Source organism: Nocardiopsis sp. NPDC055824 (assembly GCF_053616335.1).
Genome location: NZ_JBSHDN010000035.1, coordinates 1 through 22,040, shown reverse-complemented (window position 1 = coordinate 22,040; position 22,040 = coordinate 1). Strand labels below are relative to the sequence as shown.

Below are 22,040 nucleotides of genomic sequence, written 5' to 3'. Positions count from 1 at the left end.
GGCCGAACAGGAACGTGCGCGGCGCCCGACCGGGGCGCCGCGCCCTGGATGGAAAGCCCCACACGGTGCACAGCGCAGAACTCGAGAAGTCCGACCGGGCGGAAACCGCAGGACGGGCGGCGGTGGCCTCGGCCCGCAGGGTCGTGGTGAAGGTGGGGTCGTCGTCCTTGACGACCCCCGAGGGCCGGATCGACTCCGGGCGCATCCGCGACCTGGTCGAGGTGCTGGCGGCCCGCCGGGCCCTCGGCCAGGAGGTGATCCTGGTCTCCTCCGGCGCGGTCGCCGCCGGGATGACCCCGCTCGGCATGGCCCGCCGGCCCCGCGACCTCGCCTCCCAGCAGGCCGCGGCGAGCGTCGGCCAGGGGCTGCTGCTCGCCGCGTACACGGCCGAGCTGGCCGGACACGGGCTCAACGCCGCCCAGGTCCTGCTCACGGTCGAGGACATGATGCGCAGGGTCCAGCACCGCAACGCGCAGCGCACGCTGCGCCGCCTGCTGGACATCGGAGCGGTCCCCATCGTCAACGAGAACGACACGGTGGCCACCCACGAACTGCGGTTCGGCGACAACGACCGGCTCGCGGCCCTGGTCGCGCACCTGATGCGCGCAGACGCGCTGGTCCTGCTGTCGGACGTGGACGCCCTCTACGACGGGAACCCGTCCGACCCGGGGGCGTCCGTGGTCAGCCTGGTGCGCGGGCCCGAGGACCTGGACGGCATCGACATCGGCAGCTCCGGCAGGCGCGGCGTGGGCACGGGGGGGATGGTCACCAAGGTCGCCTCCGCGCGGATCGCCACGGAGGCCGGCGTGCACACGATGCTGACCTCCGCGGCCAACGCGCGGGCAGCCCTGGCGGGCGACAGGGTCGGCACCCTGTTCGCCGCGGGGGGCGGGCGCCGTCCCTCGGCCCGCCAGCTGTGGCTGGCGCACGCGACCGCCGGACGGGGCAGCCTGGTGCTGGATCCGGGCGCGGTCGCGGCGGTCGTACGGGAGAAGGCGTCACTGCTCCCGGCCGGTGTGGTGCGGGTGAGGGGGGAGTTCAGCGCGGGGGACCCCGTCGACCTGTGCGACGAGCAGGGCACCGTGGTCGCGCGCGGGCTGGTCAACTACGACGCGGCCGAGGTGCCCGACCTGATGGGCAGGTCCACGCGCTGGCTCGCCCGTGAGCTGGGGCCCTCCTACGAGCGGGAGCTCGTGCACCGGGACGACCTCGTCGTCCTCTAGGGAGTGCGGCGGAAGGGCCGGGCCGGAGGGCCCTCCCGCGCCGTCCGCACGTTCTGTGAGACCCCTGTGGCAAGGTCGGGGGACATCCCCGAGGAGAGAAGCGAAGACATCCATGCCTAGCCTGGTGGCGAGAATGCTCGCGGTGGCGTTCCGGGTGGCGCGCAAGCGCCCGATGGAGACCGTGGAGGGCGCACGGGAGCGCATCGAGGAGGCCAAGGACGACCCCGAGCCGCCGCACTGGGTCGCCAAGCGGCACGAGATCACCCTGCGCGAGGTGGGGGGGTTCCGGAGTTACACCGTCCTGCCCCGTGAGCGGGAGGACGAACCGGACAAGGCCGTCCTGTACCTGCACGGGGGCTCGTACATCAGCGAGATCTCCCCGTGGCACTGGGTGCTGATCTCCCGCATGGCCGACACGGGGTGCCGGGTCGAGGTGCCCGTCTACGGGTTGGCGCCGGAGCACACCTACCGCGAGGCCTTCGGGTTCCTCCACGCGGTCTACCGCGAACTCCTGGAGCACGCAGACCCGGGGCGGACCGTCTTCGCGGGCGACTCGGCGGGCGCCGGGCTGGCACTGGCCCTCGCCCAGACGCTGCCCGGGGAGGACCTGCCTCGGCCCGCCCGGCTGATCCTCGTCTCACCGTGGGCGGACCTCACCATGTCCAACCCCGACATCGCCGAGGTGGAGGGGAGGGACCCGTGGCTCAGCCCGGTCGGCCTCAGGGAGGCCGCCAAGGCGTGGGCGGGCGGCGACGACCTCTCCGTGCCCAGGCTCAGCCCCATCAACGGGCGGCTGGCCGGGCTTCCCCCCATCGACCTCTACATCGGCACCCGTGACGTGTTCCTGCCCGACACCCGCCGCCTGCGCGACCTCGTCACCGAGGCGGGCGGCGAGGTGGAGCTGCACGAGGAGGCGGGCGCCTTCCACGTGTATCCACTGGTCCCGGTGCCCGAGGGCAGCCGGGCGCGTGCGGCGATCATCGGTACCGTCCAGGACCTGTGAGACCGTCCGCGGGCGCGGACACCCAGGGCCGCCACCCCGCGCGGACGCCGCGGAGCAGACCGTGCCGGAGGGCTCGGGCGGGGTGGAGCCGCCCCCCCGCGCGCGGACGCCGCCCCCGGCCCCGCGGGGAGCGCTCAGGCCAGCCTGCTGACGACCGAGAGCGGCAGCACCCGCATCGCGAAGCCGATGGGGACCCAGGGCCAGGCGGGCACGTACGCCTTCACGCGCCGCCGCTCGATGGCGGCCACCATGGAGCGGACGCCGGGCACGGTGTCCACCATGAACCGCGTCCTCTGCTCCACGCGCTCGTTCATACCGGTGCGGATGTAGCCGGGGTGGACGACGGACACGTCCAGGCCGGGCACACGCTCCGCGCGCAGGCCCTCGGCGATGGCGGAGACCCCCGCCTTGGTGGCGGCGTACACGGTCATGGACCTGCGCATGCCGCGCAGGGCCGACATGGACGAGATGAGCACCAGGTGGCCGTGCCCCTGGGCGCGGAAGATCCCCATGGCGGCCTCGGTCTGGGCGAGGGCGCCCATGAAGTTGGTCTCCGCCGTCCGGCGGTTGGCGTCGTGGCGCCCCGTCCCGAGGGCCGCGCCCTTGCCGAGGCCGGCGTTGACGATCACGCGGTCCATACCGCCGAAGGCGTCGGCCAGGTCGCCGAACACCGAGAACACGGCGTCGGCGTCGGTGACGTCGAGGGCGCGCAGTTCGACCCGCCGTCCGGGGTGGGCCGCGGTGATCTCCTCGCGCAGCGCCTCCATCCGGTCGACGCGCCGCGCGCACAGGGCCAGGTCGTAGCCGAGGGCGGCGAACTGGCGCGCCATCTCGGCTCCCAGACCGGCGCTGGCGCCGCTGATCAGGATCGTTCCCTTGCTCATACCTGCTTCTCCGTGGTGTTCGTCGTTCCGGTGTCCCGTGCCCGGCGGGGTGTGGCCGGGCACCGGCCGCCGCGGGGGCCGGAGGGGGCGGGACCGGCCGCGTCGACACTACGGTCCCGTCGGGCGGCGTGCGACGGCGCGGGCGTGGGAGCGCCGGGGTGGACGCGGACCACACGGGAGGGGGCGGGCGCCGCGCGGCACGGCCCCGGCGCGGGGCGCCGTCCTCCTGGGCCGACACACCCGTCGCGAGGTCCTAGGATGCGGGGCGTGAGCGAACGAACGATGCGACACGGCGACGACCACCCCCACCGGGGCGAGGTCCGCGAGATCCCCACCTCAGAGAACGCCACCCGGCTGGCGTACGCCCCCGAGCGCGACGGCCTCGCCGACGCGGGCGAGATCGTGTGGACGTGGGTGCCCTACGAGGAGGACCCGAAGCAGGGCAAGGACCGCCCGCTGCTGGTCGTCGGCCGCAGGGGCAGGCGCCTGCACGGCCTGATGCTGTCCTCGCAGCGCCCCGAGGAGTGGGAGCGCCAGGACTGGCTGCCGATCGGCTCGGGGCCCTGGGACCGGGAGGGGCGCGAATCGTTCCTCCGCGCGGACCGGCTCTTCGAGTTCGACGAGGACGACATCCGGCGTGAGGCCGCGGTCATGGACGAGGAGATGTTCTGGCTGGTCGCGGACGTCTTGCGCAGCCGCTACGGCTGGACCTGACCCGCGGGGCCGCCCGGGGCCCGGTCCCGGGCGGCCCGCACCGGCGGCGCCCTCAGAGGGCGCTTCCCCCCGTTGCGTCGATGACCTGTCCGGTGGTCCACCCGGCCTCGGGCGAGGCCAGGTAGCGGACCAGGGCCGAGATGTCCTCCGCCTCGCCGACCCTGCCGAAGACGGAGAGGCCGGCCGCCCTCTCCCGGGCCCCGGGTTCGCCGAGCCAGCCCGCGTTCATGTCGGTGTCGACCACCCCGGGCATGACCGCGTTGACCGTGACCCCGCGTGGCCCGAAGGCCGGCGCGAGCGCCAGGGTGAGGGCGTTGAGGGCCGCCTTGGACGCGGAGTAGACGGGGTGGGTCGGGGCGGCGACACGGGTGTATCCGGTGGAGATGTTCACGATGCGACCGTTCCGGCCCATGCTCGGGGCCAGCCGCTGGATGAGGAACAGCGGCGCGGTGAGGTTGACGTCCATGACCCGGTGGTAGGTGGGCGCGTCGATCCTTCCCAGTTCCTGGGGTTCGCCGATGCCCGCGTTGTTGACCAGCACGTCCACCTCCCTCCGGCCCGTGGTTCTCTCGGCCTCTTCCAGGAACGCGCCCGCGGTGGCCTCCACCGCGTCCAGGGTGTCGGCCCCGAAGTCGGCGCGGATCGTGACCGCTCGCGCGCCCCGCTCCTCGATCAGCTCCGCGGTACGGGCGGCGGACTCCCCGTCACCGCGGTACTGCACCCCCACGAGGGCGGCGCCGTCCTCCGCGAGGGCCAGTGCTATCGCCCGTCCGATGCCGCGGGTACCGCCCGTGACCAGTGCTGTCCGGCTCATCCCGTCCTCATTTCATAGTGATCGCTACAGAATGAAGATTACTATAGTGGTCACTATGGAAAAAAGGCGGGCCGAGGGGCGCGGCCGACCGCGCGAGTTCGACGAGGAGCGGGTCCTGGACCGGGCGATGACCGTCTTCTGGCGGCACGGTTTCGAGGGGGCGAGTCTGAGCGAGCTCCAGCGGGCCACGGGGCTGACGCCGCCGAGCCTCTACAACGCGTTCGGGTCCAAGCTGGGGCTGTACGAGGCGTGCTTGGACCACTACGCCCGGGGCGTGGGAGCGGGCACGGCGAAGGTGCTCGACGAACCCGAGGCGTCCCGTGACGGCATGAGGCGGCTGCTGGCGAACGCGGCGCGTGACTTCACCGAGCCGGACCGGCCGCACGGGTGCATGATCTCCACCGCGGCCCTGGCCGTGGGCGAACGGCACGCGGAGGTCGGGCGGGCGGTCGCCGCGCGACGGGCCCGGACGATGGAGGCGGTGGCCGCCTACCTGGGGCGCGCCAAAGACGCGGGGGAGCTGCCGCGGGGAGCCGACACCGCGGCTCTGGCGCGGTACTTCGGCGCCCTCATCCAGGGGATGTCCGTCCAGGCCGGGGACGGGGCGGACCGTGCCGACCTGGAGGCGCTGGTCGGGGTGGCCATGGAGGCGTGGCCCCGGGGGTGAGCGCGCCCTGCGGAGACCCGGCCCCGGCGCGCGGGCGGGCCGGCCGCCGGAACGCGCGGGGAGACGGGACGCCCCGGGTCGGCGCGCGGGGAGCGGGGCCGGGGCCCGCGGAGGGCCCCGGCGCGGACCGTCGCGTCAGGTGAGGGCCAGCAGGCGGACGGGGCCGCCCGAACCGCCCCTGATGTTGGCGACGCCCACGACCGCCATCGCCCCGTTCTCCGGGGCGGTCTCCAGGTGGGCGACCATCTCCACGGCGTACTTGTTCTCGCCGAGCAGGAACACGTGCCCCTCGGGGTTGGACGCGGAGTCGGGCCCGTAGTCGAAGCTCGGGGTGTCCACGGCGACCCCGGCGATGTCCCGCTCGGACAGCAGCCAGGCGAGCGCCTCGAGCTCGAACCCGGGGAAGTGGGCGATGCCGTCGCTGCCGCGGTTGAGCATCGCCTCCTCGCTCTGGAGGACCCGCGCGCTCCAGCCGGAGTCCATGGCGACCAGGGCCCCCTGGGGGATGCGTCCGTGGCGCCGTTCCCAGCGGCGCAGGTCGGCCACGCCCACCTGCGCGTCGAAGTCCCGTGCGGCGCGGTCGGAGATGCGGATGACGACGAGGGGGCAGACCAGGTCGCGCGGGTCGACCTCGTGCGTGTGCAGGGCGTCGGGGCTGTCGTTGAAGTGCCACGGCGCGTCGAAGTGCGTCCCGGTGTGCTCGTCGATCTCCAGCTTGAGCGCGTTGAACCCGTCCTCCGCGATCGACGCGAACTGGAAGATGTTGGGGTCGAGGATGTAGGGCCGGTAGATCGGGAAGTCGTTGTGGAGGACGTGGGTGAGGTCCGTGACCCTCAGCCGCGAGGGGCTGATGTCCGCGATGGTCTGGGCGTGGGCGGACTCCACCGGACCCCCGAGGGCCCCGATCCCCGTCAGCACCGCGCCGACGGCGGCCGATCCGGTCAGCATGCGGCGCCGGTTCACCCCGCTGCTCACCAGGCGTGCGGACGGGTCCGGGCGCTCGGCCGTGATCGTGCCCCCGGGCGTTTCCGGGGTGTGTCCCGAGGCGGTCATGAAAGTCTTTCGGGCCTTGTGGATCACGTGGGGTCCGCACATCGTAGTGTTCCTCTTCCAGGTCTGGCTGATCGAGCTAGGAGGAGTATACGATCTCTTATGCAAAAGAGAAGACTGATTTGCATAAGATATCTTTTTCTGCCGACGGGGTCGCTCCGCGGGAGGGCTGGGCCGGGGCGCTCCCGATGCGGGCGGTGATCCGGCGGACACGCAGACGGAGGGCCGACGGGCCGGGCGCAGCCCCGTCCGGGCGTGCGCGGGCCGCCCGGGAGGGGCGGGTGAGAAGGCGTGAGGGGCGCGGGCTCGGACCTTGCGCGGTTTTCTCCGGACTTTCATGTTCTCGTTCGGAAAAACACCTCGTACCGTGCGGGCCGGACCGCGGCGTCCGACCCCCGCGCCGAAATGAGGGAATTCCCCTCGCGGGACACCCGGTTCCCCGGGGTATTTCACGGGATATTCACGCGACCCGCGTCCGGAATTCCCGTGCGACCCCGCCCGCCGGGCCGGACGGCCCGGCGCGGATCACGCGGAGTGACGGCTCCGGTCCGCGGACCGGACGACCGTCGCCGGGGCCGAGCCGTCCGAGGACTGGTCCAGCAGCCTCCGCGAGACGGTCACCTCGAAGGTCTCGGGTGATTCCGCGAGGACCTCGGACAGCGCCAGGCAGCCGGACACCACGTGGTGCCGTATCCACTCGACGGTGTACAGGTCCGCCTCCGTCCCCGGGCGGAGCCTGACGCGCAGGCGCAGTCGTTCGTCCTTGGTGTGGGGGGAGGTCAGGACCACCTGGGCGGCCTCCACCGAGTCGAGCTGGAGGGCGAGCGACGCCAGGTCGGCGGGGTCGACCAGGTTGCTGAGCGGCCCGTAGGGTGCGTCGATGCGGCTGTGGGTCCGCAGGGCCCGGCCGGGGCGGCCGCAGGAGCAGGACGTCCACTCGGCCCCGGTGCCGGTGTCGTAGCGCAGCAGGGGGACGACCGACTTCCTGTGCGTGACGGTCACGAGCATGCGCCCGCCGACGATCTCCGTGTGCTGGTAGGGGAGCGGGTGGAAGGTGTCGACCGCGCAGTCGGGGCCGCTGTGGCCGATGATCCAGGTCTCCGCGGACCCGAACAGCGACCACGTGCGCAGGTGTGGGAAGTACGTGCGGATCAGTGAACGCGTCTCCGCGTCCATCGCGGGTCCGCTCCAGAGCACCTTGCTCAGGAAGTCCAGGCGCCGGCCCGAGGCGGCGCAGAAGCGGAGGATGCGCTGGACCGTGTCCAGGGTGGTGGCGACGGCGGTCACGCCGTGCTGCTCGAAGAGGTCGAGGCACGGTTCGATCATCTGGTCCGTCGGGGCGTCGAGCGACAGCGTGGGGATCCCGGCCCGCGCGGCGAGCGCGTTGTGGAGGTCGTGCGACGCGCGCAGGTGGAACGGGGTGCTCAGGCTCGCGAGCAGGTCGCCCGGGGCGAAGGGGCGAAGGTGGGGGAAGATCTCGTCCACGTGCAGGTCGGAGGGGAGAGCGCCCATGCGGCTCGTGGACGTCGTGCCGCCCATGAGGTGGAGCGAGGCGCGGGAGAGCTCGGCCGGGTTCTCCCTCATCATCGCGTCGACGGCCTCGCCGAGCTCCTCGCGGGTGAGGGGCGGCAGGTCGACCAGGCGGGGCCGCCTGCCCAGGCCGAGGTAGCGGCCGTACTTGTGCCGCATGGACGGGATCCTCGTGAGGCGCTGCAGCGCCTGGGCCAGGGGGAGTGGCCCCTCCACCATTCCTCCGATATTCATCGTCATTCTCGTGCTCGCATCTCTGGGTGTTAGGGATTGCGTTCATCCCGCCGGGGACAGCTGCGGTGACGTAAATGAATCTGAAATTCTTGTTAAGTCTTCTCGGGGAATGCCTTCGGTGGCGGCATGGCTGGTTCGTGGCCGTTCGGACAGTAAAGCAGATTCCTTCACGGCGGGACATGGCGAAGATTTCCGCCGATAGTGAGCGCGCGATCACCGCAGGTCATGTTCACTTGTTGGGAGATGTCTCGGAGCGTGGTCCCTCCGTGGCCGGATGTGGTCGAGTGATCTTGCTCACCGCGAACGGTCGGAAGGGGAACACCTGTGCGGAGCCGCCCGGTTCCCGGGAGGCCGGCGGACGCCCTCCGGGACCACTCGGAGAGGGTCGGGGGCGCGGCGCGCCGACGGAGGCCGGGTCTTCTCCCCGGGGCGGCGAGGGCCGCGCATCCGGTCGGGAGGGGGCGGCGGGCCGGTTCCGCACATGCGTCGGCCGGCCTCCGGAGCGAGGAGGGGGCCGCTCGCGCGTTCTGCGTGAACCCGGCGGGACAGGGCGCGCCCTCCGCGCGTCACCGCGCCCGCGGAGGGGCGGGCCGTTCCCGGGCACGGCCGTCACCACCGAGCCGCGCGCCCGCGGGGAGCCGCGGCTTCAGCGAATGCTCGACGCGGCCGGGGAGCACCGAGCCGTGCGCCCGCGGGGAGGCGCCGCCGGGGCGGCGGAGCTCTGGGGGGGCACCGGCGCCGCCGACGCCCCCGGTGCGCGGTCGGCCGGGGAGCGGCCGGCCGACCGCGCTGGAAGGGCCCTCAGGCGAGGCTCGGCGCGGCCCGTCCGGCGTCCTCGGACGGGCGGAGGCGGCCGCGGGCCCGGCCCAGGTGCGCGGCCAGTTCCACGCGGAGCCGGGCGTGGTCCCCGGCGTGGCCGTGGGCGGCGACGTAGCCGTCCGGGCGGATCAGGTGGTACCCCGGGGCCGAGCACAGGCGGTGCTCCGAGGCCTGTGCGGCCGACAGCGTCACCGTCCGCACCTGCGGCCGGTCGGAGGCGAGCGCGGAGAACGGCTCCCCGGGCCGGGCCCGGGACCGGTCCGGGGTGACGGCGAGCGTCCAGCCGGGCAGCTCCGGCCCGTCGCCGGCCCGCCCGTGCCCCGTCTCCGTGTTCCGCGGCGCGGTGACCCCCAGGGACACCGCGAGGGAGCGGGGGAGGGCGTGCCCGGTGCGGACGGCGCCCGCCAGCCGCCCGGTGAGCCGGCACAGGGACGGCCAGGCGGGGTCCTGTGTGAGCCGTGCGGGTGTGTACCGGAACCGGTATCCGGCCATGACGGGCAGGTATCCGCGCTCCATGACCGGCTCCAGGAGCCGGAAGGCCGCGTCCCGGCCCGCGGTCTGCAGGGGGTGCTGGAGCATCCACCCGCGCGTCTGGATGTCGGTGTCCCGCACGACCTGGCGCGCCACGTCCTTGCGCTCCGGGCCGTAGGTGCCGAGCAGTTCCGGAGGGGCCTCGCCCCCGACCACCGCGGCCAGTTTCCAGGCGAGGTTCTGCGCGTCCTGCATCCCGGTGTTGAGCCCCTGGCCCCCGGCGGGGCTGTGCACGTGCGCGGCGTCCCCCGCGAGGAAGACCCGGCCCCGCTGGAAGTCGTCCGCGTGCCTGCGGTGCACGCGGAACACGGACTCCCACACGGGGTCGACCAGGCGCACGCCGCCCGGCCCCTGCTCGTCGGTGATCCGCTGGAGCAGGTCGACGCCGGCCTTCTCCCCGGGCGGGAGGCTCGCGAAGAACCGGAAGACGCCGTCGGGCAGGGCGACGATCACCAGGGCGCCCTGGGGCGACTGGTAGTAGAGCGCCTCGTCGGTCGGCAGCTCCCCCTCGATGCGGCAGTCCACGAGGGCGAACGCCGACTCGTAGGTGCTTCCGACGAAACCGGTGCCGATCTGGGCGCGCACCGCGCTGCCCGCGCCGTCCGCGCCGATGACGAAGGGCGCGTGGTAGCGCTCGACGGTCCCGTCGGAGTGTTCGAGGATCGCCGTCACCCCCTCGGTCGCGGTGATGTCGCCGGAGAAGTCCAGCCCGTCGAGGGCGAGCAGCCGCACCCCCCGTTCGATGCGTCCGCCCAGGGCGTGCAGCCGCTCGGTGAGCACGCGCTCGGTCTCGTTCTGGGGCAGGCACACGGGGGCCAGGTGCTCGGGGAAGGCGAACGAGGCCAGGGGCTCGCCGGAGGAGAAGTAGCGGAACCTCCGGATGTCGATGCCGGCGTGCCGGGTCGGCTCCAGGGCCCCCAGGTCGTCCAGCAGGTCGAGGGTGCGGGGCCAGAGCAGCAGAGCCTTGGGGAAGGGGGACGCGGTCTCGGCGCGGTCGATGAGCCGGACGCGTGTTCCTCGTCTCAGAAGCTCGCACGCGGCGGTCAGGCCGACGGGTCCGGCGCCGACGACGAGCACGTCGGCGGGCGGGGCGGCTGTGCGGGTGGAAGGTGTGTCGTCACTGGTCAACGGCATCTCGGGGAGCTCCGATCGATCCTGTTGCGGTGGTACGTCCCGGGTCCGCCCACCGCGTACCCGGCCAGGTCTATAAGATTGACGATGAGCATAAGATACCTTATGTTCATCCACGAATGGATAGTCATAAGAATCCGAATCATGAGGTGTGGGAATGGCGATAGACGCAACGGATCGGCCGGGCGCACAGCTCGCTCCCGCCCCGTTGACCAGAGGGCAGGCGGTGGCCACACTCGTCGCCGTCGCCCTGTCCAGCGTGATGCTGCCGCTCGCCGTCACCGCTCCGGCAGTGGCGCTCACCCAGCTCGCGGCCGACCTGAACGCCACGGTCGGCGAGGCCCAGTGGGTCCAGAACGCCTACAACGTGACCTTCGCGGCGTTCATGCTCGCCGCGGGCGGGCTCGCCGACCGGTTCGGCAGGCGCCGGGTCCTCGTCATCGGCCTCGTCGTCTTCACCGCCATGGCCACGGTGATCGGCCTCTCCTCCAACATCGTCGTCATCGACATCGCCAGGGCGGTCCAGGGCATCGGCGCCGCGGGCATCATGACCAGCGGGTCGGCGATCCTCGCCGACTCCTTCCGCGGCGTGGCCAGGGCCAGGGCCTTCGGCCTCCTGGGCACCTCGTTCGGCTTCGGCCTGGCCATGGGCCCGTTCGTCGCCGGACTGATGGTCAACTTCGCGGACTGGCGCATGGTGTTCCTGATGAACATCGCGTTCGCCGCAGTCGTCCTGCTCCTGGTGCGCTCGATCCGGGAGTCGAGCGACCCCAACTCCACCTCGGTGGACTGGGGCGGTGTCATGACCTTCAGCACCAGCCTGTTCCTGCTCTCCCTGGCCTTCGTCCAGGGGGCCGAGGCGGGCTGGCTCAGCCTGAGCGCGATCGGTTCCGCGGTCGGGTTCGTCGTCTTCCTCGCGGCCTTCGTCCTGGTGGAGTCGCGGGTCCGGCGCCCGATGTTCGACCTCTCGCTGTTCAAGCGGCCCACGTTCGTCGTGGTGGTCTGCCAGCCCTTCACCATCACCTTCGGCTTCGTGGTCCTGCTCGTCTACCTGCCGCCCTTCTTCCAGGGCGTGGGAGGGTTCGGCGCGGCCGAGGCCGGAGCCCTGCTCCTTCCCCTGACCCTGCCCGTGCTCGCCCTGCCGATGCTGGCCGGGCAGCTGGCCGCCAGGCTCCCCCTGCGGGTCATGCTCGCCACCAGTTCCCTGCTCATCGCGGGCGGGTCCCTGTGGCTGATGACCCTCCAGCCGGGTCAGCACTGGACGGCGCTGGCCGCGCCCCTGGCGCTGTTCGGCACGGGCGTGGGAAGCGCCTTCGGCGTCATGGACAACGCCGCGCTCAGCTCCGTGGAGGTCGAGCGGGCCGGAATGGCCTCGGGCATCTTCAACACCATGCGCATCACCGGGGAGAGCGTGGCGATCGCCGGCGCCGGATCGGTGCTGGCGACCCTCTCGCTGAGCACGCTCGACCTCTCCTTCGCCAGTCCCGAGCAGGAGCGGACCCTGGCGGGTGAGGCCACCCAGGGCCGGCTCGAGACGGCACTGGGCCAGTTCGCCGCCGGAGACCGCCAGACCGCTCTGGACGCGGTGTCGACCAGCCTCACCTCGGCGATGCACACCACGTTCCTCGGACTGGCGCTCCTCGCCCTGGCCGGCGCGGTGGTCACCTTCCTCGTCGTCAAGGAACGCGAACTCCGCTAGCCGACCCCGGACCGCCCCCTCCGGGAGGTCCCCGCCGGACCCCGCCACCAGACCCCCGCCGGACCCCACCACCGGACCCCGCCCCGTCCGCCGACGCTCCCCGGGAGGCACTCCCCGCTCCGCGGCCTCCCCGCCAGATCAGGTCCCCGAGCCCGAGGAATGCGAGACAGACCATGCAGATGCCCGTGCGCCACCTCCTCAACGGCGACACCGACACCGCGACAGCCCACCCGGACGGTCCGAACCTGGACTACGAGCGGACCCTCGACCGCACCGTCGTCCACCGGGAGTCGCTGGCGGAGGTCTTCGTCACCGACACCCAGCCCCTGGGCGGCGACGCCCACGCGGCCGCCGCCCAGCTCCCCCGGTCGCACGCCTACTACGGCGACCACCTTCTCCGCCCCCGCCTCCACGACCCGGTGCTGCTGCTCGAGGCGTGCCGGCAGGTGGGCCTGGCCATCGCCCACACCCACTACGGGGTCCCCTTCGACCACAAGTTCGTGCTCACCACCCTGGGCATCAACATCACGCGCCCCGAGCGGATGGCGGTGGGGACCGCCCCGTGCGCCCTCCGGATGCTCTGCTCGGTCGAGGACAAGAGGGTCAAGGAAGGCCGCGTCGTCGGCTACGACGCCAGGTTCCGCCTGTTCGTCGACGGCACCGAGGTCGGCAACGCCGTCGTCGGCCTGCGCTTCAAGTCCCCGGCGAGCTACGGGGCGCTGCGCCTGAGCAACCGCTCGGGAGCCCCGGTCCCCTCCACGGAGACCTTCGACTTCGCCGTCACCGGGGAGGTCCCCGCCCCCTACCTCGTCGGCCGGTCCAACGGCGACAACGTGGTCCTGACCGGGCTCGCGGGGGACGGGGACGCGGTGTCGGCCTCCCTGCGCGTGCTCCCGCAGCACCCGAGCCTGTTCGACCACGCCCAGGACCACCTGCCCGGCATGGTCCTGATCGAGGCCGGGCGCCAGCTGGCCCTGAACACGCTCATGGAGGTCCAGGGGACCTCGCCCGCCAAGGCCTACCCGGCCGAGATCACCGCCACCTTCACCAGCTTCGGCGAACTGGAGCCCCGGACCGAGGTGCGGGCCCGCACCGCTCCGGCGACCGCGGAGGAGGGCGAAGGGGTCTACTACACGCAGGGCGGGATCGTGGAGTTCATCGCGCCCACCGGCGGCCCGGAGCAGTCCCCGGCCTCCGTCGAGGTGGACGTGCTCCAGCGGGGCGCGTCGATCTGCCGGATCGACGTCGGCCTGGTCCGCCTCCCCGCATGACGCGGACCCCACGGACCCCCTACAGGCAGGAGACCCCATGACCACCCCGAGCGAAGAATCCGGCCCCCGGGGACGCGGCATCGCGTTCTTCGACGTGGACGAGACGCTCATCGGACCGAAGAGCATGTTCTCGTTCCTGGAGTTCCACTTCGGGCACGGCTCCAGGGAACCGGGCTCCTACGAGCGCGCCGTCGCCCACCTGCGGGCGGCGGCGGCCCGGGGAGTGCCCCGCCAGGACGTGAACCGCCTCTACTACCGCCTCATGGCGGGGGAGTCCGTCGAGGGGCTGAGAGCCGCCGGACGGAAGTGGTTCTCCGAGGCCGCGAGGGCGCCGGGCTTCTGGCACACCCCGGTGCTGGAGCGGCTGCGCCGCCACAGGGCCGGGGGCGACCTGGTCGTCCTGCTGTCGGGCTCCTTCTTCGCCTGCCTGGACCCGATCGCCGAGGCGGCCGGAGCCCATTGGGCGCTGGGCACGAGGCCCGTCGTGCGCGACGGGCTCCTGACGGGTGAGGTCCTCGTCCCGATGATCGGAGCGACGAAGGGCGTCGCGGCCAGGGCCGCCGCAGCGGTGAGGGACGTCCCCCTGTCCGACTGCACCGCCTACGGGGACCACTCCAGCGACCTGGCGCTGCTCTCGTCCGTCGGCAGCCCGGTGGTCGTCGGCGAGGACTCCGTGCTCGCGGCGCACGCCGAGGCCCACGGGTGGGAGCGCGTCACCGCCGGCTCCGGACACCCGGTCCCCGCCTCCGGGGGAGAGGAGCCCCGGCCTTCCCGCCGGTGAACGCGCGAAGCCCGCGGACCGCGCCCGGCGCGCGCAGTCCGCGGCAGGGGCCGGCGCCCCCTCCGGGGCCCGCGGCCCCGGGCGACTCCGGAAAGCGCCTCCGCCCGGAGCGGCGGCGGCCCCGAACCCCTCCCGCAGTCCAGCAAGAAGGAGACAGCACGATGACCATCGCCATCCTCGGCACGGGCTCGTACCTGCCGGCCGAAGTGGTCGGCAACGACCCGATCGCTCAGACCGCCGGTGTCACCGACGAGTGGATCCGCCGCAAGACCGGGATCCGTGAGCGCAGGCGCGCGGCACCGGACCAGGCCACCTCCGACCTCGCGGCCGAGGCCGGCCGCCGGGCCCTGGCCCAGGCGGGCGTCCCCGCAGACCGCCTGGCCTACGTCATCGTCGCCACGTCCACCCCGGACCACCCCCAGCCCGCCACGGCGAGCATCACCCAGCACCTGCTGGGCGCCTCCTCCGCGGCGGCGTTCGACGTCAACGCCGTGTGCAGCGGGTTCGTCTACGCGCTCTCCGTGGCCGAGCACCTGCTGCGACCCCACGGAGAGGCCTACGCGCTGGTCATCGGCGCCGACATCTACTCCCGCATCCTCGACTACGGCGACCGCAAGACGGCGGTCCTGTTCGGCGACGGCGCGGGGGCGGTCCTCCTGGGGCCCGCCCGGGACCGCGGCGGGGTCGTCGGGACCCAGCTGCTCACGGACGGGGACCACCACCACCTGATCAAGGTCCCGGCCGGCGGGTCGCGGCTGCCCGCGTCCCCGGCGACCCTGGAGCAGGGCGAGCACTTCTTCACGATGGAGGGGCGCGGCGTGCGGGAGTACGTCACCCGGCGCCTGCCCGAGGCGATCCACCGGATGCTCGACGGGATGGGCGTGGGACGGGAGGAGATCCGCCACTTCGTGCCCCACCAGGCCAACGGCGCGATGCTCGCCGACGTCTGGCCTTCCCTGGGCCTGGACCGCGCCCGCCTCCACCTCACGGTGGAGACCCAGGGCAACACCGGGTCGGGGTCGGTGCCCGTCGCCCTCGACACCGTGCACCGGGCGGGCCTGCTCGAACGGGACGACCTCGTCCTGCTCGCGGGGTTCGGCGGCGGCATGAGCGTGGGGCTGGCACTCGTGAGGTGGAGCCCCGTGGCCGCGCAGGCGTCCTCCGTCCTGGCTCCGGCCCGTTCCGGAGGGGCGGTCCCGGTGCACGTCCCGGCGTGACGCCGTCGCCCCCGGGGGCGGAGACGGAGTCGTGCGACCCGCCGGTGGAGACCGGCCGGCCTTCCGCGCCCGACGGGTGCGGAAGGCCGCCGTCGTGGGCGGCCGAACCCGGGGGTCGGCCTGCGGGAACCGCGGTGGTACCGCGTCACCGCGTCGCTTCATGCGCGGGGCCGGCCGCGCCGGGCCCGGTCGGGTTCATCTGGTTCACCGCTTCGCTTCGCGCGCGGGGCCGGCGGACGCGCCCGGCACCGTCTCCGGCGGCGCGCTGTCAGGGGCGGGGGTTCCGGGACGCGGACCCCCGCCGCGTCGGCCCGCCGGGAGCTCCCGGGGAGCGGGCGGCGGACCGCTCCGACCCGGGGCCGGCGGCTCCCGCACGCCCGGCCCGCGCCGGAGGGGATGCCCAGGGGGCGCCGGCGGGGACCGGCCTCACTCCTCGCCCAGGTCCGCCAGTTCGGTACGGCTCTCGGCCGAGACCTCCGCGCACCGGCTGAGGAAGCGTACGAACTCGCCCTCCTCCTCGCGGCTGAAGGCCTCGCTCAGACGCATCTCCACCCGGATCGCGACCTCGTCCGCCTTGGCGAGCAGCTCCCGCCCGCTGGGCGAGAGCCGTGTCTCCAGGATGTGGGAGTGCAGCGGATGGGGCTTGCGCTCGATGAGTTCGCGCCTGCTCAGGGTCGCGAGCACGGAGGACATCGTCTGGGGGGTCACCAGGCACCGGCGGGCCAGGATCGCGCCTGAGGCCCCCGGCTCCTCGGAGAGTACGAGGAGCACCGTGTACTGGGGGACCGAGAGGTTGAACTGCCGCAGAACGGCGTGCTTCGCAGAGATCAGCTCCTGCTCGGCGCGCTTCAGGTGATGACCGATCCGCTGGTCCATGGGAAGCTGGGTCATCTGGGAATCGTATCTCAGGGCGCTCGTCCCTCCGTGCTCGTCGGCCGTTCGTCAGGTCGGCGTCGGGGCGGCGCCGGGAGCGGCTCAGGGCCGCCCCCGGCTGGGGGAGGATCAGTACCGCGCGCCCGCGGTGGCGTCGGCGATGGTGTCGAGTTCGGCGATGTCCTCCGGGGAGAGCACCAGGTCCGCGCCGCCGACGTTCTCGTCCAGGCGTTCGCGCCTCTTGGTCCCCGGGATGGGGACGACGGGCAGTCCCCAGCGCCCGGCCTGGGAGTGGACCCAGGCCAGGGCCACCTGTCCCGGGGTCGCTCCGTGCGCGTCGGCCACGCGCCGCACGATGGCGAGCAGCTCCTGGTTGCGCACGGCGTTCTCGCCGGAGAAGCGCGGCTTGCCGCGGCGGAAGTCGTCGGCGGGCAGCTCGTCCACCGGGGGCAGCGCCCCGGTGAGGAAGCCCCTGCCCAGGGGGGAGTAGGGGACGAAGCCCACGCCGAGCCGCGCGCACTCGCCGATCACGGACTCCTCCACGTCGCGGCTCCAGAGCGACCACTCCGTCTGCACCGCGGCGATCGGGTGCACGGCGTGGGCGGCGCGCAGCTCGTCGGCGCTCACCTCGGACAGCCCGAGGTGGCGCACCTTGCCCTGGGCGACCAGCTCGGCCATGGCTCCGACCGTCTCCTCGACGGGGACGGAGGCGTCGCGCCGGTGCATGTAGTAGAGGTCGATCGTCTCGATGCCGAGGCGGGAGAGGCTGGCGTCGCACGCCGCGCGGACGTATTCCGGGTCCCCGCGGTGGCTGCGCGCGCCGGTGGCCCTGTCGCGGACGATCCCGAACTTGGTGGCGAGGACGACCTCCTCCCGCCGTTCCCGGACGACCTTGCCCACCAGCTCCTCGTTGGCACCGTGTCCGTACATGTCCGCGGTGTCCAGGAAGTTGAGGCCCAGGTCGAGGGCGTGGTGCAGGGTGGCGAGGGAGTCGGCCTCGTCCCCCGGTCCGTAGAACTCGCTCATCCCCATGCAGCCCAGTCCCTGGGCGGAGACGGTGGGTCCCTCGGTGGTCAGCGGAACAGTCCGCATGCGCACTCCTGTGGTCGGTGCTCGTGCTCGACGCGACTCAGGGACGGTGCCACTCGGGGATACGACCGGGGTGCCGCGGACGGCGCGTGCGACCTGTCCCCCTGAATCTATGTCGAGAAGGTATCATAAGAACCCTGATCGTGAATCGATATCGATGGGGTCTGGAGGCGTCCCCCTTCGCGCACCAGGAAGTCGGGGGCCGTGCCGTCCGGACGTTCCCGCAGCATGTGCCGGGAGACGATGACCTCGAAGGACTCGGGCGCCTCCTCCGTGGCCTCGGAGAGGCCCAGGGACTCGGACAGCACGTGCTGCCGGATCCACTCGCCGGTGTAGAGGTCGGGCTGGGTCTCCGGGCGGAGCCTGACGCGCAGGTGGAGCCGCTCGTCCTCGGTGTGGGGGTCGACGAGGACGACCTGGGCCGCCTCGACCGAGTCGAGCCGCAGGGCCAGCGGCACGAGGTCGAGGGGGGAGACCACGCGGCTGAGCGGTCCCATCGGAGCGTCTATACGGCTGTGGGTGCGCACCGCGGGACCGGGCAGTCCGCAGGCGCAGGCCGCCCACTCGGCCTCCACGCCGGTCTCGTAGCGCAGCAGCGGGACGACCGCCTTCTCGTGGACGACGGTCACCAGCATCCGCCCGTCCACGATCTCCGTGAACTGGTGGGGAAGCGGGTGGAGGGTGTCGTTGGCGCAGTCCGGGCCGCTGTGCCCGATGATCCAGGTCTCCGATGAGCCGAAGAGCGACCACGTGCGCAAGTGGGGGAAGTACGTCCGGATCAGCGAGCGGGTGGCCGCGTCCATGGCCGGTCCGCTCCACAGCACCTTGTGCAGGAAACCCAGGTCACGCCCGGACGCGGCGCAGTAGCGCAGCAGACTCCGGAAGGTGTCGAGCGTGGTGCCCAGGGCGTTGACCCCGTGGCGCTCGAACAGTTCGAGGTAGGCGTCGATCATCTGGTCGGTCGGCGCGTCCATGGAGAGGGTGGGCACCTCGGCCCTGGCGGCGAGTCCGTTGTGCAGGTCCTGGCAGGCCCGCATGTGGAAGGGGGTGCCGAGGGTGGTGAACAGGTCGCCCGGCTCGAAAGGGCGCACGTGCGGCGCGATCTCGTCCAGGTACAGGTCCGCCGGCACCGCTCCCATGCGCATGGTCGACCGCGTGCCGCCCATGACGTGCAGGGAGGCTCGGGTGAGGGCGGACGGGTCGGTGCGCACCAGGGTGTCGATCGCCCTGCCCAGTTCGTCCCTGCCCAGGGTGGGGAGGTCGAACAGGTCCGGCGCGGAGCCCCCCGCGGTGTGGCCGAGGTACTTCTCCCGCAGCACCGGGATCCTGGACAGCTTGTCCAGCGCCCGCGCCGGGGACGGCGCCTCACCGTGAGACGTCCGTGAACCGAAATTCGTCGTCATTGTCGCACTCGCGTTCCTGGTGTATTCGGGTGCGGTCGAACATGTGCGTCCGTGCGGCGGCGGTGCCGTTGAAGAACCCGAAGAAGTGAGAAGTGTTCTGGATTTGTCGTCCAGTCGCCGGCGGTGCGGGGCACGGCTACCTTCGCAGGGCATCCAGTCAGGAGAATGCGACGATATCCCGGGGACTGCCGGAGACCCCTGTGACCGGGCGGACACCATTGGTCATCGTGCGTCGTCGGGGCCGTTTCCGGAGTCGGACGATTACTTTCCCGTACAAGGTGACCTTCGTCACTCGCCCCCCTCGTGGGGGTCACCCTCGGTGACCGGGGCGGGGGCCCGGGCCCGGGCCCCCGCCCCGGACACGCCGAGGTGGCGGACCGGACCGGGCGCGCGCGGCCCGCACGGCCGACTGCGGCCTGTGGACGGCCCGCCGGAGGGCGGGCCCGCGCTATACGCTGGAGGGGTTCACCCCGGACGGCGCCCCACGCTCCCTTCGACGCGGCAGGGCGGAGCGCTCCCCGGGCTGGTCTCCCAACCAAGAGAGAGCACCATGAGTGACATCGAGCGCGAGGTCCACGCGGTAGCCGAGCGGGCCGGGGACGCGGCGGCCGAGCTCGCCCCGCTCAGCCGCGCGGTCAAGGACGCCGCTCTGGTGGCGATCGCCGACGCGCTGGTCAAACGGGCCGGCGAGATCACGGCGGCCAACGCCGAGGACGTCGAGCGGGCGCGCCGGGACGGCACCTCCCCCGCCATGGTCGACCGGCTCACCCTCACACCGGAGCGGATCGAGGCGATCGCCGACGCCGTCCGCGAGATCGTCGAGCTCCCCGACCCGGTGGGCGAGTCCGTGCGGGGCGGGGTGCTGCCCAACGGCCTCGACCTGCGCCAGATCAGGGTTCCGCTCGGTGTCATCGGCATCATCTACGAGGGCCGCCCCAACGTCACCGTGGACGCCGCGGCCCTGTGCCTCAAGAGCGGCAACGCCGCGCTGCTGAGGGGCTCGTCCTCCGCCTACGCCTCCAACACCGCCATCGTCGGCGTCCTGCGTGACGCCCTGGCGGGGACCGGGGTCCCGCAGGACGCCGTCCAGATGGTGCCCGGCCGCACCCGCGAGTCCTCCACCGCGCTCATGCGGGCGCGCGGGCTGGTGGACGTGCTCATCCCGCGCGGCGGCGGCTCCCTGATCCGGGCCGTGGTCCGCGACTCCACCGTTCCCGTGATCGAGACCGGCGAGGGACTGTGCCACGTCTACGTGGACGCCGACGCCGACCTCGCCAAGGCGGTGGCCATCGCCACCAACGCCAAGGCGCAGCGCTGCTCGGTGTGCAACTCCGCCGAGACCCTCCTGGTGCACGAGGCCGTGGCCGACGCCTTCCTGCCCCGGGTGCTGGACGCCCTGGGCGGGGCCGGGGTCACCGTGCACGGCGACCGGCGGGTGCTGGAGGCCGCGGCTGCCCACGGCGCCGGCGCGGACGTGGTCGAGGCCACGGAGGAGGACTGGGCCACCGAGTACCTGTCCATGGACCTCGCCGTGCGCGTCGTGCCCACCATCGACGAGGCGATCGCGCACATCCGCCGGTACTCCACCCGGCACACCGAGGCGATCGTCACCGACTCGCTGAAGGCCTCCCGGTACTTCGTGTCCCGGGTCGACTCCGCCGCGGTCATGGTCAACGCCTCCACGCGGTTCACCGACGGGGGGGAGTTCGGCTTCGGCGCCGAGATCGGCATCTCCACGCAGAAGCTGCACGCCAGAGGGCCCATGGGCCTGACCGAGATGACCTCCACCAAGTACGTGGTCACCGGCGACGGCCACCTGAAGTAGCCGGGGGACTCCGAAGGGCCGCCCGGCGACCGGGCGGCCCTTCCGTGTTCGCTCGGAAACCATGCGTGACCGCATATGGTCCGGGACCCATTGGCATCTGGAATGTTTTCCCGCTGGAAACCTGGACAGAAGCGAATCTTCTCAAAGGAAGTATTCCCAAAGCGACGGCAGGTCGGTAATTTCACAGTGGTGTCTCACGGCGCTCTCCCCGCTCTCCTCACGGAGCGCCGCCCCCACGGTCACGACGAAAGGAATCCCCCGCATGAAGCTCCGGAGCAAGGTCGCGGTCCTCGCCACGACAGCCCTGGCCGTCGGCGGCGTCACCCTGATGGCCTCACCGGCCCAGGCTGACCTGGTCACCCTCTGCTCGGGTCACGGCGGTGCGGTCACCCTGCCGACGGACCTCGCGGTCCCGGCCGGCAAGAACTGCTTCCTGGACGGTACCGTCATCCAGGGCGACATCACCGTCCGGCAGGGCGCCAACCTCCACATCGTCGGCGGGGAGGTCGAAGGAGAGGTGATCGTCCAGAAGAACGCCTACTTCGACGCCTCCGACACCACCGTCGGCGACCGCGTGGTCAACCGCGGTTCCTTCGGCACCTACCTCGAGGAGAGCTCCACGGGCGCCGCCCTGCGCACCGTCCCGGTCGAGGGCGGCAACACCGACGGCTTCGCCTTCGTCGTCGACTCCTCCGTGAAGAGCGTCAACGCCGAGGTCGGGGCCGTCTACGTCTCCGGTTCCCGGATCGGCGGCGCGGTCACGGCCGACGGCGTCGAGTACGCCGACATCTACGACTCGGTGGTGCGCGGAGCGCTGACCGTCACCGGCCCGACCGCCGGCGGCATCCTCTGCGACAGCGAGGTCATCGGCGCGGCCACCTACACCGGCGGGACCGGCCCCGTCGCGGTCGGCGCCGGTGAGACCGGGGGCTTCTGCTCCTCGGTCAACTACATCGACGGCGACCTGAGCGTCACCGGTGTGGGCGGCGGCGTCTACGTCGACAACAACATCGTCGGCGGCGACCTGGTCACCTCCGACAACTCCCCGACCGCCCAGGTCGGCGACAACAACCGCGTCCGCGGCGGCATCGTCACGGAGGAGGTCGCCCTGCGCAGCCTCGCCGCAGCCGTGACCGAGGAGTTCGAGGCGCACGAGGAGAACCTGGTCGAGGAGGTCGAGACGGCCCGCGCCGAGACGATCGACGAGGCCATGGCGGCCGGACCCGCCTTCTAGAGCGGCATACGCCACGCAGGTACCGCGACGGCGCCGACGGCCCAGGGC

Annotated in this window: 18 protein-coding genes; 10 read left to right on the top strand and 8 right to left on the bottom strand. The window is 72.8% G+C overall.

Features of this window, described 5'->3' with window-relative positions; all coding sequences use genetic code 11:
• Window positions 1-65 precede the first annotated feature (65 nt).
• Window positions 66-1,223 carry a glutamate 5-kinase gene (gene proB / locus ACWGL3_RS10470; protein WP_267948608.1) on the top strand — a complete coding sequence of 386 codons (1,158 nt, stop codon included), beginning with the start codon at window positions 66-68 and terminating at the stop codon, window positions 1,221-1,223.
• A gap of 112 nt (window positions 1,224-1,335) precedes the next feature.
• Complete coding sequence (locus ACWGL3_RS10465; protein WP_267948609.1) at window positions 1,336-2,226, top strand: alpha/beta hydrolase fold domain-containing protein; 891 nt, start codon at window positions 1,336-1,338, stop codon at window positions 2,224-2,226.
• A 134-nt stretch (window positions 2,227-2,360) separates the two neighbouring features.
• Here the strand turns inward: ACWGL3_RS10465 and ACWGL3_RS10460 are convergent, their stop codons facing one another.
• The gene (locus ACWGL3_RS10460) at window positions 2,361-3,110 is read right to left on the bottom strand and encodes an SDR family oxidoreductase (protein WP_267948610.1); all 750 of its coding nucleotides are present in this window, start codon (window positions 3,108-3,110) and stop codon (window positions 2,361-2,363) included.
• Window positions 3,111-3,377: 267 nt separating this feature from the next.
• Between ACWGL3_RS10460 and ACWGL3_RS10455 the strand changes: the two genes are divergently transcribed.
• On the top strand, window positions 3,378-3,824 hold the full coding sequence (locus ACWGL3_RS10455) for a type II toxin-antitoxin system PemK/MazF family toxin (protein ID WP_267948611.1): 447 nt from the start codon (window positions 3,378-3,380) through the stop codon (window positions 3,822-3,824).
• A 52-nt stretch (window positions 3,825-3,876) separates the two neighbouring features.
• Here the strand turns inward: ACWGL3_RS10455 and ACWGL3_RS10450 are convergent, their stop codons facing one another.
• Window positions 3,877-4,638: an SDR family NAD(P)-dependent oxidoreductase gene (locus ACWGL3_RS10450; RefSeq protein WP_267948612.1), complete on the bottom strand. Its 762-nt coding sequence runs from the start codon at window positions 4,636-4,638 to the stop codon at window positions 3,877-3,879.
• Between the two features lie 55 nt (window positions 4,639-4,693).
• Here ACWGL3_RS10450 and ACWGL3_RS10445 point away from each other — a divergent pair, with 55 nt between their 5' ends.
• Window positions 4,694-5,305, top strand: a complete 612-nt coding sequence (locus ACWGL3_RS10445) for a TetR/AcrR family transcriptional regulator (protein ID WP_344183046.1) — start codon at window positions 4,694-4,696, stop codon at window positions 5,303-5,305.
• 135 nt (window positions 5,306-5,440) lie between these two features.
• Here the strand turns inward: ACWGL3_RS10445 and ACWGL3_RS10440 are convergent, their stop codons facing one another.
• From ACWGL3_RS10440 to ACWGL3_RS10430, 3 genes are all read right to left on the bottom strand, one after another.
• Window positions 5,441-6,358 carry a cyclase family protein gene (locus tag ACWGL3_RS10440; RefSeq protein WP_267948614.1) on the bottom strand — a complete coding sequence of 306 codons (918 nt, stop codon included), beginning with the start codon at window positions 6,356-6,358 and terminating at the stop codon, window positions 5,441-5,443.
• Between the two features lie 522 nt (window positions 6,359-6,880).
• Window positions 6,881-8,119 carry a phenylacetate--CoA ligase family protein gene (locus ACWGL3_RS10435; protein WP_267948615.1) on the bottom strand — a complete coding sequence of 413 codons (1,239 nt, stop codon included), beginning with the start codon at window positions 8,117-8,119 and terminating at the stop codon, window positions 6,881-6,883.
• Between the two features lie 801 nt (window positions 8,120-8,920).
• Window positions 8,921-10,603, bottom strand: coding sequence for an FAD-dependent monooxygenase (locus tag ACWGL3_RS10430; protein WP_267948616.1), 1,683 nt, complete (start codon window positions 10,601-10,603; stop codon window positions 8,921-8,923).
• 223 nt (window positions 10,604-10,826) lie between these two features.
• Here ACWGL3_RS10430 and ACWGL3_RS10425 point away from each other — a divergent pair, with 223 nt between their 5' ends.
• From ACWGL3_RS10425 to ACWGL3_RS10410, 4 genes are all read left to right on the top strand, one after another.
• Window positions 10,827-12,299 carry an MFS transporter gene (locus tag ACWGL3_RS10425; protein WP_267948617.1) on the top strand — a complete coding sequence of 491 codons (1,473 nt, stop codon included), beginning with the start codon at window positions 10,827-10,829 and terminating at the stop codon, window positions 12,297-12,299.
• 173 nt (window positions 12,300-12,472) lie between these two features.
• Window positions 12,473-13,570, top strand: coding sequence for a ScbA/BarX family gamma-butyrolactone biosynthesis protein (locus ACWGL3_RS10420; RefSeq protein ID WP_267948618.1), 1,098 nt, complete (start codon window positions 12,473-12,475; stop codon window positions 13,568-13,570).
• Between the two features lie 37 nt (window positions 13,571-13,607).
• On the top strand, window positions 13,608-14,351 hold the full coding sequence (locus ACWGL3_RS10415; RefSeq protein WP_267948619.1) for an HAD family hydrolase: 744 nt from the start codon (window positions 13,608-13,610) through the stop codon (window positions 14,349-14,351).
• A 161-nt stretch (window positions 14,352-14,512) separates the two neighbouring features.
• Window positions 14,513-15,568, top strand: coding sequence for a 3-oxoacyl-ACP synthase III family protein (locus ACWGL3_RS10410; RefSeq protein ID WP_267948620.1), 1,056 nt, complete (start codon window positions 14,513-14,515; stop codon window positions 15,566-15,568).
• A 426-nt stretch (window positions 15,569-15,994) separates the two neighbouring features.
• On the opposite strand, the gene ACWGL3_RS10405 is transcribed toward ACWGL3_RS10410, so the two are convergent.
• From ACWGL3_RS10405 to ACWGL3_RS10395, 3 genes are all read right to left on the bottom strand, one after another.
• Entirely contained in the window at window positions 15,995-16,459 is a 465-nt protein-coding gene (locus ACWGL3_RS10405) for a MarR family winged helix-turn-helix transcriptional regulator (protein ID WP_267948621.1), read from the bottom strand.
• A 111-nt stretch (window positions 16,460-16,570) separates the two neighbouring features.
• Entirely contained in the window at window positions 16,571-17,533 is a 963-nt protein-coding gene (locus tag ACWGL3_RS10400; protein WP_452461179.1) for an aldo/keto reductase, read from the bottom strand.
• Between the two features lie 107 nt (window positions 17,534-17,640).
• Window positions 17,641-18,933, bottom strand: a complete 1,293-nt coding sequence (locus ACWGL3_RS10395; protein WP_267948623.1) for a phenylacetate--CoA ligase family protein — start codon at window positions 18,931-18,933, stop codon at window positions 17,641-17,643.
• 550 nt (window positions 18,934-19,483) lie between these two features.
• Between ACWGL3_RS10395 and ACWGL3_RS10390 the strand changes: the two genes are divergently transcribed.
• Window positions 19,484-20,758, top strand: a complete 1,275-nt coding sequence (locus tag ACWGL3_RS10390; RefSeq protein ID WP_267948624.1) for a glutamate-5-semialdehyde dehydrogenase — start codon at window positions 19,484-19,486, stop codon at window positions 20,756-20,758.
• Between the two features lie 262 nt (window positions 20,759-21,020).
• Window positions 21,021-21,992 carry a hypothetical protein gene (locus ACWGL3_RS10385; protein ID WP_267948625.1) on the top strand — a complete coding sequence of 324 codons (972 nt, stop codon included), beginning with the start codon at window positions 21,021-21,023 and terminating at the stop codon, window positions 21,990-21,992.
• Window positions 21,993-22,040: the final 48 nt, after the last annotated feature.

Coding starts and splice junctions, on each gene's coding strand:
- ACWGL3_RS10465 (WP_267948609.1), top strand. CDS start 1,336: ATGCCTAGCCTGGTGGCGAGAATGCTCGCGGTGGCGTTCCGGGTGGCG.
- ACWGL3_RS10460 (WP_267948610.1), bottom strand. CDS start 3,110: ATGAGCAAGGGAACGATCCTGATCAGCGGCGCCAGCGCCGGTCTGGGA.
- ACWGL3_RS10450 (WP_267948612.1), bottom strand. CDS start 4,638: ATGAGCCGGACAGCACTGGTCACGGGCGGTACCCGCGGCATCGGACGG.
- ACWGL3_RS10445 (WP_344183046.1), top strand. CDS start 4,694: ATGGAAAAAAGGCGGGCCGAGGGGCGCGGCCGACCGCGCGAGTTCGAC.
- ACWGL3_RS10440 (WP_267948614.1), bottom strand. CDS start 6,358: ATGACCGCCTCGGGACACACCCCGGAAACGCCCGGGGGCACGATCACG.
- ACWGL3_RS10435 (WP_267948615.1), bottom strand. CDS start 8,119: ATGAATATCGGAGGAATGGTGGAGGGGCCACTCCCCCTGGCCCAGGCG.
- ACWGL3_RS10430 (WP_267948616.1), bottom strand. CDS start 10,603: ATGCCGTTGACCAGTGACGACACACCTTCCACCCGCACAGCCGCCCCG.
- ACWGL3_RS10420 (WP_267948618.1), top strand. CDS start 12,473: ATGCAGATGCCCGTGCGCCACCTCCTCAACGGCGACACCGACACCGCG.
- ACWGL3_RS10415 (WP_267948619.1), top strand. CDS start 13,608: ATGACCACCCCGAGCGAAGAATCCGGCCCCCGGGGACGCGGCATCGCG.
- ACWGL3_RS10410 (WP_267948620.1), top strand. CDS start 14,513: ATGACCATCGCCATCCTCGGCACGGGCTCGTACCTGCCGGCCGAAGTG.
- ACWGL3_RS10405 (WP_267948621.1), bottom strand. CDS start 16,459: ATGACCCAGCTTCCCATGGACCAGCGGATCGGTCATCACCTGAAGCGC.
- ACWGL3_RS10400 (WP_452461179.1), bottom strand. CDS start 17,533: ATGCGGACTGTTCCGCTGACCACCGAGGGACCCACCGTCTCCGCCCAG.
- ACWGL3_RS10395 (WP_267948623.1), bottom strand. CDS start 18,933: ATGACGACGAATTTCGGTTCACGGACGTCTCACGGTGAGGCGCCGTCC.
- ACWGL3_RS10390 (WP_267948624.1), top strand. CDS start 19,484: ATGAGTGACATCGAGCGCGAGGTCCACGCGGTAGCCGAGCGGGCCGGG.
- ACWGL3_RS10385 (WP_267948625.1), top strand. CDS start 21,021: ATGAAGCTCCGGAGCAAGGTCGCGGTCCTCGCCACGACAGCCCTGGCC.